Origin of the sequence: Streptococcus mitis, from assembly GCF_000722755.1 — a bacterium.
Classification (GTDB): domain Bacteria; phylum Bacillota; class Bacilli; order Lactobacillales; family Streptococcaceae; genus Streptococcus; species Streptococcus mitis_CM.
The window spans coordinates 168,866-180,373 of record NZ_JPFY01000013.1 but is presented as its reverse complement, the minus strand read 5'-3'; the positions used below and the strand labels follow the sequence as shown (position 1 = coordinate 180,373).

General features: G+C 42.3%; 11 protein-coding genes. 2 read left to right on the top strand and 9 right to left on the bottom strand.

Going from position 1 to position 11,508, the window contains the following annotated elements:
• Positions 1-204: 204 nt before the first annotated feature.
• The gene (gene mntE / locus SK578_RS04220) at positions 205-1,398 is read left to right on the top strand and encodes a CDF family manganese efflux transporter MntE (protein WP_042750819.1); all 1,194 of its coding nucleotides are present in this window, start codon (positions 205-207) and stop codon (positions 1,396-1,398) included.
• A gap of 53 nt (positions 1,399-1,451) precedes the next feature.
• On the opposite strand, the gene SK578_RS04215 is transcribed toward mntE, so the two are convergent.
• The 9 genes from SK578_RS04215 to cdaA form a co-directional block, all read right to left on the bottom strand.
• Positions 1,452-2,063: a hypothetical protein gene (locus tag SK578_RS04215; protein WP_042750817.1), complete on the bottom strand. Its 612-nt coding sequence runs from the start codon at positions 2,061-2,063 to the stop codon at positions 1,452-1,454.
• Positions 2,060-3,928 (bottom strand): ABC-F family ATP-binding cassette domain-containing protein, encoded by a 1,869-nt coding sequence (locus SK578_RS04210; protein WP_042750815.1) that lies wholly within the window; start codon positions 3,926-3,928, stop codon positions 2,060-2,062. The genes SK578_RS04215 and SK578_RS04210 overlap by 4 nt, the downstream gene beginning before the upstream one ends.
• A complete protein-coding gene (locus SK578_RS04205) occupies positions 3,925-5,124 on the bottom strand; it encodes a CCA tRNA nucleotidyltransferase (RefSeq protein ID WP_080709965.1) in 1,200 nt (399 codons plus the stop codon). Before SK578_RS04205 ends, SK578_RS04210 begins: the two co-directional genes overlap by 4 nt.
• Positions 5,121-5,888 (bottom strand): 4-hydroxy-tetrahydrodipicolinate reductase, encoded by a 768-nt coding sequence (gene dapB / locus SK578_RS04200; RefSeq protein WP_042750810.1) that lies wholly within the window; start codon positions 5,886-5,888, stop codon positions 5,121-5,123. Before dapB ends, SK578_RS04205 begins: the two co-directional genes overlap by 4 nt.
• 163 nt (positions 5,889-6,051) lie before the next feature.
• On the bottom strand, positions 6,052-6,900 hold the full coding sequence (locus tag SK578_RS04195) for a DegV family protein (RefSeq protein ID WP_042750808.1): 849 nt from the start codon (positions 6,898-6,900) through the stop codon (positions 6,052-6,054).
• A gap of 1 nt (position 6,901) precedes the next feature.
• A complete protein-coding gene (locus SK578_RS04190; RefSeq protein ID WP_001050081.1) occupies positions 6,902-7,276 on the bottom strand; it encodes a DUF1149 family protein in 375 nt (124 codons plus the stop codon).
• Between the two features lie 73 nt (positions 7,277-7,349).
• On the bottom strand, positions 7,350-8,702 hold the full coding sequence (glmM, locus tag SK578_RS04185) for a phosphoglucosamine mutase (protein ID WP_042750805.1): 1,353 nt from the start codon (positions 8,700-8,702) through the stop codon (positions 7,350-7,352).
• A 24-nt stretch (positions 8,703-8,726) separates the two neighbouring features.
• Entirely contained in the window at positions 8,727-9,506 is a 780-nt protein-coding gene (locus SK578_RS04180; protein ID WP_042750804.1) for a CdaR family protein, read from the bottom strand.
• Positions 9,493-10,350 (bottom strand): diadenylate cyclase CdaA, encoded by an 858-nt coding sequence (gene cdaA, locus SK578_RS04175; protein ID WP_042750802.1) that lies wholly within the window; start codon positions 10,348-10,350, stop codon positions 9,493-9,495. The genes SK578_RS04180 and cdaA overlap by 14 nt, the downstream gene beginning before the upstream one ends.
• Positions 10,351-10,487: 137 nt before the next feature.
• On the opposite strand from cdaA, the gene SK578_RS04170 reads away from it, so the two are divergent.
• Entirely contained in the window at positions 10,488-11,456 is a 969-nt protein-coding gene (locus SK578_RS04170) for an NAD(P)/FAD-dependent oxidoreductase (protein WP_042750800.1), read from the top strand.
• Positions 11,457-11,508: the final 52 nt, after the last annotated feature.

Here is an 11,508-nt window from a genome sequence, read left to right as displayed (position 1 = left end):
GTTTAAGATAGTGCCGGAAAGCATACTTTTCAGTATAAAATTCGGAATGACGACACTATCACAGGTTTCTGCCAGCTACTCCCTTGAGTAGTTCTATTATACCAAATTTTGAAAAGTTTTCAAAGAGTAAAAATTGCCTTATTTGAATTTTCCCTTGAAAACCAGTATAATGGTAGAATGCTATGTGACTAGAAAGGAAGTTGAATGAAGCAATCTATCTCAAATCTCAAGTTAGCTGAACGTGGGGCCATTATCAGTATTTCGACCTATTTGATCTTGTCTGCAGCCAAATTAGCAACTGGGCACCTCCTCCATTCATCCAGTTTGGTGGCAGATGGTTTTAACAACGTATCGGATATCATTGGAAATGTGGCCCTCTTGATTGGGATTCGGATGGCGCGCCAGCCTGCAGACCGAGACCACCGTTTTGGCCACTGGAAGATTGAGGATTTGGCTAGCTTGGTCACTTCTATCATCATGTTCTATGTTGGCTTTGATGTGCTGAGGGATACCATTCAGAAGATTCTCAGTCGTGAAGAAACGGTCATTGATCCTCTTGGTGCAACTCTAGGAATTATGTCTGCAGCAATCATGTTTGTGGTCTATCTCTACAATACTCGCCTCAGTAAGAAATCCAGCTCCAAGGCACTGAAGGCTGCCGCCAAGGACAATCTTTCTGATGCTGTTACCTCACTTGGTACTAGCATTGCCATCCTGGCTAGCAGTTTCAATTATCCCATTGTGGATAAACTGGTTGCCATTATCATCACTTTCTTTATCTTGAAAACTGCCTATGATATCTTTATCGAGTCTTCCTTTAGTCTTTCAGATGGCTTCGACGACCGCCTGCTTGAGGACTACCAAAAGGCCATCATGGAAATTCCCAAAATCAGCAAGGTTAAGTCGCAAAGAGGTCGTACCTACGGTAGCAATATCTACCTGGATATCACGCTGGAGATGAATCCTGACTTGTCTGTTTTTGAAAGTCATGAAATCGCGGATCAGGTCGAGTCTATGCTGGAGGAACGTTTTGGCGTCTTTGATACCGATGTCCATATAGAACCAGCACCTATCCCTGAGGATGAAATTTTAGACAATGTCTATAAAAAATTGCTCATGCGCGAGCAATTGATTGACCAAGGAAATCAACTGGAAGAACTCTTGGCTGATGATTTTGTCTATATTCGCCAAGACGGAGAGCAGATGGATAAAGAGGCTTATAAGACCGAAAAAGAGTTAAATGCATCTATCAAGGATATTCAAATCACTTCCATCAGTCAGAAGACCAAACTCATCTGCTATGAATTAGATGGTATCGTCCATACCAGTATCTGGCGCCGTCACGAAACTTGGCAAAATATCTTTCATCAAGAAACTAAAAAAGAAGACAAACAATGACCCTATCCAATGGATAGGGCCTTTTTGATTATTCTACTTTAAGCAAAGACAGACTATGACGGTTTGGAAGATTTGCTTTTCGAAGCTTGTTTTGCCTCTTTTCTTGCTTGACGATTTTGTTCGATACGCCATTCTCTTTCATAGTATTTCATGATCTCATAGACCCTTTCAGGAAGTCCTACATCTAGTAGAATGATAGGGATGATCAAATCTGCTGACGGATGAAAAGGGAAACACCTTCTCTTCAGTAGAGCTAGAAGTGATTGGAATTTCACATTTTCCTTGTTTTTAAAATAAACTTCAATCCGATAGGAATCCCTGTACTTCCCTCGAATCCGAGAGAAAGAAAATTCCTCTACATCAGCCCAAGCATAGAAATGACTGGCTTTCTTTGGGTTTGGTTTGTAGTAAAACCCCTCAACTGTGCATTTCAAATATTCCTTATCCGAGCTTAAAAGTCTGTAAGTCAGATAAACTCCTACTCCAGCATAAGTAATTAAAACTAACATTAACAAAAGACTTATCGTATGAAATCTGCTCCCCTTTCCCGAATGCGAATGGAAATAATAAAGAGCTAACAACAATAAAAGTGCCGAAGTCAAGCCAAACAAAGCGTTCCAAATGATTTTCTTGGGACCACGTTTAATGATTTTTTCTTCCTTCATGCCAACTCACTGAGATACTCATAGCGTTCGTATTTTTCAAGAAGTGCTTCGTTCTTCTCATCTAGTTCTTTTTGGAGAGTAGCCAGCTTACCAAAGTCGGAGCCGTTGGCCTGCATCTCCTCTTCAATAGCAGAGATACGATCTTCCAAGGCTTCAATATCACCTTCAATACTTGCCCACTCCTGCTTTTCTTGGTAGCTCATGCGTTTCTTGTCTTCTCGGACCTTAATCACCTTTTCCTTTTCGGCCTTTTGCACTTGATTAGCCATCTCTGTTTCAAAGGCTTTCTCATCAAGATAGTCGGTGTAATGACCAAAGAAAGGACGAATCTTTCCATCATCAAAAGCCAGAATCTTAGTCGCTACCTTATCCAAGAAATAGCGGTCATGGCTAACTGTCAAAACAGGACCCGCAAATCCTTGCAAGAAATTCTCCAAAACTGTCAAGGTTGCAATGTCCAAATCATTGGTTGGCTCGTCTAAAAGAAGAACATTTGGTTTTTCCAAGAGCAATTTGAGGAGATAAAGACGTTTTTTCTCTCCCCCTGACAATTTCTCAATCAAGGTTCCATGAGTCGAACGTGGGAAAAGGAACTGCTCCAACAACTCAGCAATGGAAGTCGTAGAACCACCGCTGGTCTTGACCTCTTCTGCCACTTCCTGCAAGTAATTGATCACTCGCTTGCTTTCATCCAAGCCCTCAATTTGCTGAGAGAAATAGGCGATGCGAACAGTTTCCCCAATCACAACTTGTCCTGCTGTCGGCTCAAGAATGCCTGCAATCAAGTTAAGGAGAGTTGATTTCCCAACACCGTTGTCCCCAACAATTCCAATACGATCTTTAGCCTGTACCAAGAGATTAAAATCTTGCAAAATAGGCTTGTTTTCATAGGCAAAGAAAACATCCTGAAACTCGATAACTTTCTTCCCAATCCGACTGGTTTCAAAGTTCATGGTCAAGTCTGTCTCAGCAACGCCACCTGAAACTTCTTTCTTTAAATCATGGAAACGATTGATACGAGCCTGCTGCTTGGTCGCACGCGCCTGCGGTTGTCTGCGCATCCATGCCAATTCTTGCTTATAAAGTTGTTCTTTTTTGTGAAGAAGAGCCGCATCGCGCTCATCTTGTTCAGCCTTAAGGCGAACATAGTCCTGATAATTGCCTTGATACTCGGTCAAGCCTGCGCGATCCAATTCGAAAATTCGAGTTGACAAAGCGTCTAGGAAATAGCGATCGTGGGTAATAAAAAGGACGGTCTTCTTTGAATTTTTCAAAAAGAGGGTCAGCCACTCAATAGTCGCAATGTCCAGATGGTTGGTCGGCTCATCCAAAAGCAAAAGGTCGTGATTGCCAAGTAAGACTTGTGCCAACTGAACCCGTCTTCTCAGACCACCTGACAATTCCCCAACAGGAGTAGATAAGTCCTGAATCCCCAGCTTGCTGAGAACAGTCTTGACCTGACTCTCAATTTCCCAAGCTTGGAGAGAATCCATCTCTGCCATGACCCGTTCCAAACGCGCCTGTTTGTCCTCACTATAGTTGAGCATGATCAATTCATACTCACGAATGAGCTGGATTTCCTTGAGGTCGCTGGAGAGAACCGTATCCAAGACCGTCTTGCTATCATCAAAATCAGGATCTTGGGTCAAGTAACCAATCTGGTAATCATTCTTAGCTGAAAAGGGACTGACATCCCCATCAAATCCAGAAACACCAGAAAGGACGTCCAAAAGGGTAGTCTTTCCAGTCCCATTGACACCAATCAAACCAATTCTATCTAGATCATGGATGATAAAGGAAATATCCTTAAAAACGGTCTTATCACCGACGGATTTACTTAGTTTTTCAACGATAAAATCACTCATTTTTTCTCCCTTAGATAAGCATGGATGGCTTGACGGTCATTTTCCAATTCTCCATCGACAATGGCATATTCAATCTCTGTTAAAATCTCTCCCAAGTCTGGGCCTGGTTGATAGCCATATTCCTTAATCAAAATACCACCGTTGATTTGGATTTCTTTCTTGTCATGAATGGTCAAACTCTGATAGGTTTCTGTGATGGCTTGTGGGTTGACTTCTTTTCCTTGAGCCTGACGAAGATTTTCAGCCTGTAAAAGTAAATCCAAGTCAAAGCGATAACAATCGCGCTTGCTCAATTCTCCCTTTTCACGCAAGGCCAAAATAGTCAGCAAATCCTGAACTTGCTTGGCAAACTGGCGTGAGGTCTTCCAAGCCTTCAAAAATGGCTGCGCATTTTCAATCTCCAAAGCCCACAAAAGAGCTGCCCAGGCTTGCTCTGAAGATTCAAAGGTGAAATCAGTCTCCAAATCAAACAGTCTGTTAAGCTTGTCCTGGCTAGCTGCCATATCAGGGAGATAGTCATAAGCTTGACTCTCAATCATGGAAGCCAAGCCCCTTCTCCAAAATGGAGCCAGCAAGAGTTTATCAAACTCAACAAAAGTACGCTCTACAGAAATTTTCTCCAAAAGCGGCGTCAAAGTCTTCATAGCTTTAAATGTTTCTTGCTCAAGTTCAAAGCCAAGACTAGCCTGAAAACGGAAACCACGCATAATACGCAAAGCATCTTCGTTGAAACGCTCACTAGCCACTCCAACTGCTCGTAAGACTTGGTTTTCCAAATCCTCTAAACCATGAAACAAGTCAATGATTTCCCCTGTCTCATCCAAAGCAAAGGCGTTGACTGTAAAATCACGGCGCTTAAGGTCTTCTTCTAGCGAACGCACAAAGGAAACCGCACTGGGTCTGCGATAGTCCACATAGACATCCTCTGTCCGAAAAGTGGTTACCTCATACTCCTCATCCCCATCTAGTACCAAGACGGTTCCATGTTCGATTCCGATATCGGCTGTTCGAGGAAAAATCTGCTTGGTCTCTTCTGGATAAGAAGACGTCGCAATATCCACATCATGGATGGGACGATTGAGAAGGGCATCTCTGACGGAACCCCCAACAAAATAGGCTTCAAATCCTGCTTCTTTAATTTTTTCTAATACTGGTAAAGCCTTCTGAAATTCAGAAGGCATTTGCGTTAATCTCATAATAAGTGTTCTAATCCATAGACAAGCTCATGACGCTTGACAACTTCTTTAATTCCCAAATTCACCCCTGTCATGAAGGAGCTGCGATCATAAGAGTCATGACGGAGGGTCAATCCTTCTCCTTGATTTCCAAAGATGACTTCCTGATGGGCTACCAAACCTGGCAAACGAACTGAGTGAATACGCATGCCATCAAAATCAGCACCACGGGCACCTGTAATCAATTCTTCCTCATCAGGCGCACCTTGCTGGATAGACTCTCGAACTTCTGCCATTAACTCAGCTGTTTTAATAGCAGTTCCACTCGGAGCATCCTTTTTCTTGTCATGATGAAGCTCGATAATCTCCACATTTGGGAAATATTTAGCAGCCTGCTTCGCAAATTGCATGAGTAAAACAGCACCCAAGGCAAAGTTAGGAGCGATCAAGCCACCCAAATCTTGGGCACGAGAAAATTCTTTTAGCTCTGCAATTTCTTCACTTGTGAAACCAGTCGTTCCAACTACTGGAGCAAAGCCATTTTCAAGAGCAAAGCGTGTATTTTCATAGGCAACAGCTGGTGTAGTAAAGTCTACCCAGACATCCGCTTCAAAATCGACCAAATCAGCCTTATCCTTGAAAACAGGAATTCCTTGCCATTCTGACTCAGACTCAAAAGGATCCAAAACTGCTACCAAGTCCAAGTCTGGATCAGCCAAGACCATCTGACAAGCAGCCTGGCCCATCTTTCCCTTAAAACCAGCAATAATTACTCGAATACTCATCTCTACTCCTGACTAAGATACAAAGGACGTTAGCTGCCCATGAAAAATAGGGAATGACGCTGACTTTCCATGAAAGGAAAAACAGGCATCTTTTTTCATGAGGCAGGTAGTCCGTGTTCAATTTCTAAGATACAAGATTTCTTAACTAGCTTAAAAGCGCCAACTAAATCACTGGAATATAACCTAGAGCAATACTTCCTGCCCCTAGGTGTGTTCCAATGACACTACCAAATGTAGCAAGTGAAATATCCGTACCTACTCCAGATTCAAGTAAGTGCTGACGCAATTCTTCAGCCTTTTCAGGAGCATTCCCGTGAATGACAATGATACGGTATTGGCCTGAAGCTGTGGCTTCCTTGATAATTTCAATTAAGCGCTTGGTTGCTTTCTTTTCAGTACGAACTTTTTCGTAAACTTCAATCACACCTTGGTCATTGAAATAGAGGATTGGCTTAATGCTTAGCAGATTGCCCAAAATAGCAGCTCCATTTGAAAGGCGTCCACCTTTAACCAAGTGGTCCAAGTCATCCACCATGATGAAAGCAGATGTGTGACTAATTTGAATAGCTAGCTTATCCTGAATAATGGCAAAGTCATCACCCTGGTCTCGCCAGTTAAAGACACTTTCAACCATGATACCCAGAGGAGCACTTGTAATCAAAGTGTCTGGGAAGGCAATGGTTAAGCCCTCATAGTCATCGACCATATACTGGATATTTTGGTAAAAACCTGAAATTCCAGAAGATAGGAAAAGCCCCAAAACATGTGTATAGCCTTGTTCTTTGAGCCAAGTTAGAATCTCATCTAACTTTGCAATACTTGGTTGACTGGTCTTAGGCAATTCAGAAGCCTGAGCCATTTTTTGGTAAAATTCCTCTGCAGTCAGATTAATACCTTCGACATACTCCTCACCATCAATATTGACAGGAATATCCAAGACGTACAAATCTTCTCTTTGCAAGGTCTCTGCACTGAGATAAGCAGAAGAATCTGTGATAACAGCTAATTTCATATTAGAACTCCAAATTGATTCCTGGTAAGTCTAATGCAATTTCAGTTACTTCGTAAGTCAAACGGTTGAGCATGTTCAAACATGGACGAGCCAAGGTTTCCACTTCTTCTTGGTTCAATTCACTTGGTTCATTAACAATACGGCCATCGATATGGTTCACTTGTGAAATGGTTCCACTGATGACAAACTTATCAAATACAATCATAAAACTCAAGACAACAATCAAGGAAGTCACTTGATTTTCTTGGTCATGTTGAATCAATTGGAAGTTCACATCTACCTTAGTTTCAGGAGCTCCATTTTCATTTTCCCATTCAAAATTACGCGCATCAAAATGATACTGACTAACAAATTCTTGTTCACGTTTAAGATTCATGTCTTTCTCCCTCGGCTACAATATTATAAGCTATTGTACCATAATTTTTTATTTTCATCTAGTTTTCTAGGATTTAGTCAATCCCGATTTCAGCTCGAACTACGTCTGCGATGGTATCAACATAGTAGTCCACTTCTTTTGTTGTAGGCGCTTCTGCCATGACACGCAAAAGGGGCTCTGTTCCACTTGGGCGAACAAGAATACGCCCATTCCCTGCCATTTCTTCTTCCATCTTCTCGATGATAGCCTTGATAGCTGGAACTTCCATAGCCTTTTCCTTCATGGCATTTTCCACTCGGATATTGACTAATTTTTGTGGATAAATGGTTACTTCTGCTGCCAACTCTGACAAGCTCTTACCAGTTTCCTTCATGATTTTTGTCAATTGGACAGCTGATAATTGACCATCACCAGTTGTATTGTAATCCATCAAGATGACGTGACCAGACTGTTCACCACCGAGGTTGTAGCCTGATTTTCTCATTTCTTCCACAACATAGCGGTCGCCAACTGCAGTGACTGCCTTGTTAATGCCTTCACGGTCCAAGGCCTTGTGGAAGCCAAGGTTGGACATAACAGTTGTCACAATTGTATTTTGCGCCAATTGTCCTTTTTCAGAAAGATATTTTCCGATGATGTACATAATCTTGTCACCATCAACGATGTCGCCATTTTCATCAACAGCAATCAAACGGTCACTGTCTCCGTCAAAGGCCAAACCAATAGCTGAGCCGCTTTCTTTGACCACATCTTGAAGAGCTTCTGGGTGAGTTGAACCAACATTAAGGTTGATGTTAAGACCATCTGGTGTTTCCCCGATAACAGTTAATTGAGCGCCAAGGTCTGCAAAGATTTGACGGGCACTTGTAGACGCCGCACCGTTTGCTGTGTCCAAGGCAACCTTCATTCCCTCAAGAGGAGTTCCAGTTGAAACAAGATAGCCTTCATACTTACGCAAGCCTTCTGGATAATCTACCAAGGTTCCCAAGCCTTCTGCACTTGGACGAGGAAGAGTATCTTCCGCAGCGTCTAGCAAGGCTTCAATTTCTGCTTCTTTTTCATCGTCCAGTTTGAAGCCATCACCGCCAAAGAACTTAATTCCGTTATCAAGGGCTGGATTGTGGCTAGCAGAAATCATGACACCAGCACTTGCTCCTTCAGTTTTTACCAAGTAAGCTACTGCTGGTGTCGCCAAAACACCTAGTTTGTATACGTGAATACCAACTGAAAGAAGACCAGCTACCAAGGCAGATTCTAGCATTTCCCCAGAAATACGTGTATCACGTCCTACAAAAACTCTCGGTGCTTCCGTTTCATGTTGGCTAAGAACATAGCCTCCAAAACGTCCTAGTTTAAAGGCCAATTCTGGCGTTAATTCTACATTAGCTTCTCCACGGACTCCATCAGTCCCAAAATATTTACCCATTTTTATAAAATCCTTTTCCTATTTTTAATTCGTTTTTGAACTAGTTGCTTTCGTTGACGAAGATGTCTCCGACGAACTGCTTGTTGTTGAATTTGATGTGCTTGAACTTGGTGCTACTGGTTTTGTAGTCACCTTCATTGTCGTGTCGAACGGAGTAATAACTGCCGGTAAGACAACACCATTGCGATCGATTGCCTGCAAAGGTACTGAACCACTGTAATTACCTGTTATTCGTTCGCTGGTTGGTAAAAGCGCAATAACTTTGTCAATCTTAGCTAATGTTTCCTGGTCAGTTGTGACCGAAACTCGTTCGTTTGACACGGTTATACTATCAATTTGTAACTTGGGATCAATCTGGCTTTGGTCAACTTGTGGCACAACAAGCATCCCATCTCGCTTAACCTTCTTCCCAACTTTCACTGTAATCTTTTGAGGCGTTGCCACAGCGGTCAATCCACTTGGAAGATTTTCAATATTCAAGGGAACTTCAATCGTTCCAACACTGGCATCCGTCAAATCAGCAGTTACCTTAAACTTACGAGTGCTCTCCTGCATTTCGCTCGCCAAGGTCACACGATTGGCTCCGGTTAATACCACTGAAACTTCTGATGCAAATCCGCTAATGAAATACTGGTCATCATCATAGTGAATAACAATAGGAACGTTCGTTATCGTATTGGTGTAGGTTTCTGATTTGACCTGCCTTGCGGTATTGCTATTTTGAAAGTTGGTTGACGTTGCATAGATGAATAAGATACAAGCAAAAAAGAGAGATGAAATGATGTATAGACTATTTTTTCTCATATTTCCAACCTCCTAACAAACGGTCCTTGAAACTGACTTTTTCCTCAACGGCTGGCAAAAGAATTGCTCGTAGCTCTGCTTCAAATTCTTCAATCGTCAAGTCGTGCTTGAAAACACCGTTATAGGTAATAGAAATGCCACCTGTTTCCTCTGAGACGATGAAGGTCAAGGCATCGGATACTTCTGACAAACCGATAGCCGCCCGGTGTCTGGTCCCAAATTCCTTTGAAATCCCTGTGCTTTCTGTCAAGGGCAGATAGGCAGAGGTGACTGCAATCCGATTTTCTCTGATAATCACAGCACCATCGTGTAGGGGAGTGTTGGGGATAAAGATATTAATAAGGAGTTCAGCTGAAATATTGGCATTCAAAGGAATCCCTGTCGCAATGTATTCTTGCAAGGTCCGAACTCGTTGGATGGCAACCAGAGCACCAATTTTACGAGGACTCATATATTCAACCGACTTGATAAAGGCACGAATCATTTGCTCTTCTGCACTAATTTGAGCAGTAGAAAAGAAATCTGTCGCCCTTCCCAAGCGTTCCAAACCAGTCCGAATCTCTGGAGAGAAGATAACAACCGCAGCAATAACCCCATAGGTGATAATTTGATTAATCAACCAAGAAATCGTTGTTAAACCAAGGATATTGGCCACAACCTGGGCTAATACAAAGATCACGACCCCCCGCACCAAAATCATAATCTTGGTGCCAGCTATCGCTTTTGTAAAACGATATAAAATATAGGCCACAATCAAAATATCAAACAGATTGATGGCAATACTCCAAGGACTAGAAAACAAGCTAGTCCAATATTGCAGGTTGGATAATTGTTGAAAGTTCATCTGCTGTCTCCTCTCTGTCCAAACACGTTCCTTTCTATTATACCATTTTTCTGACATTTTTTTCCCTATCCTACTTCATTTTAAATTAAGGAAAAATATGATAAAATAAACTGACTAGAAAAAACAAAGGAGAAACCATGTCTCAACTCTATGATATTACCATTGTAGGTGGTGGTCCTGTCGGGCTTTTTGCAGCCTTCTATGCTCATCTACGCCAAGCCAAGGTCCAAATCATTGACTCTCTTCCCCAACTCGGTGGACAACCTGCCATTCTCTATCCTGAAAAGGAAATTTTAGACGTACCGGGATTCCCAAACCTGACTGGAGAAGAGTTGACTAACCGTCTAATCGAGCAATTAAATGGCTTTGATACCCCTATTCATCTCAACGAAACGGTTCTTGAGATTGAAAAACAAGAAGAAGGCTTTGTAATTACAACTTCTAAAGGAAGTCACCTGTCTAAAACAGTTATCATCGCTATGGGTGGCGGTGCCTTCAAACCACGTCCTCTGGAACTAGAAGGCGTTGAAGGCTATGAAAATATCCACTACCACGTTTCCAACATCCAGCAATATGCTGGTAAGAAAGTGACGATTCTTGGTGGAGGAGACTCGGCTGTGGATTGGGCTTTGGCTTTTGAAAAAATTGCGCCAACTACCCTTGTCCACCGCAGAGATAATTTCCGCGCCTTGGAACACAGTGTCCAAGCCTTGCAAGAATCATCTGTGACCATCAAGACACCATTCGTCCCTAGCCAACTCCTTGGAGATGGAAAAACGCTCGATAAACTTGAAATCACAAAAGTCAAATCTGATGAAACAGAAACGATTGACCTAGACCACCTCTTTGTCAACTATGGTTTCAAATCTTCTGTCGGTAACCTTAAAAACTGGGGTCTGGACCTCAACCGCCACAAGATTATCGTCAACAGCAAACAGGAATCCAGCCAAGCTGGTATCTATGCTATCGGTGACTGCTGCTACTACGAAGGAAAGATTGATTTGATTGCAACAGGACTGGGTGAAGCACCAACCGCCGTCAACAATGCTATCAACTACATCGACCCTGACCAAAAAGTACAACCAAAACACTCAACCAGTTTATAAAAAAGAACCACGAGTCCTACGATTCGTGGTTTTATAGTTCATCGGCTATAAC

Excerpts from the sequence above, each read along its gene's own strand:
- mntE (WP_042750819.1), top strand. The coding sequence starts at position 205 with ATGAAGCAATCTATCTCAAATCTCAAGTTAGCTGAACGTGGGGCCATT.
- SK578_RS04215 (WP_042750817.1), bottom strand. The coding sequence starts at position 2,063 with ATGAAGGAAGAAAAAATCATTAAACGTGGTCCCAAGAAAATCATTTGG.
- SK578_RS04210 (WP_042750815.1), bottom strand. The coding sequence starts at position 3,928 with ATGAGTGATTTTATCGTTGAAAAACTAAGTAAATCCGTCGGTGATAAG.
- SK578_RS04205 (WP_080709965.1), bottom strand. The coding sequence starts at position 5,124 with ATGAGATTAACGCAAATGCCTTCTGAATTTCAGAAGGCTTTACCAGTA.
- dapB (WP_042750810.1), bottom strand. The coding sequence starts at position 5,888 with ATGAGTATTCGAGTAATTATTGCTGGTTTTAAGGGAAAGATGGGCCAG.
- SK578_RS04195 (WP_042750808.1), bottom strand. The coding sequence starts at position 6,900 with ATGAAATTAGCTGTTATCACAGATTCTTCTGCTTATCTCAGTGCAGAG.
- SK578_RS04190 (WP_001050081.1), bottom strand. The coding sequence starts at position 7,276 with ATGAATCTTAAACGTGAACAAGAATTTGTTAGTCAGTATCATTTTGAT.
- glmM (WP_042750805.1), bottom strand. The coding sequence starts at position 8,702 with ATGGGTAAATATTTTGGGACTGATGGAGTCCGTGGAGAAGCTAATGTA.
- SK578_RS04180 (WP_042750804.1), bottom strand. The coding sequence starts at position 9,506 with ATGAGAAAAAATAGTCTATACATCATTTCATCTCTCTTTTTTGCTTGT.
- cdaA (WP_042750802.1), bottom strand. The coding sequence starts at position 10,350 with ATGAACTTTCAACAATTATCCAACCTGCAATATTGGACTAGCTTGTTT.
- SK578_RS04170 (WP_042750800.1), top strand. The coding sequence starts at position 10,488 with ATGTCTCAACTCTATGATATTACCATTGTAGGTGGTGGTCCTGTCGGG.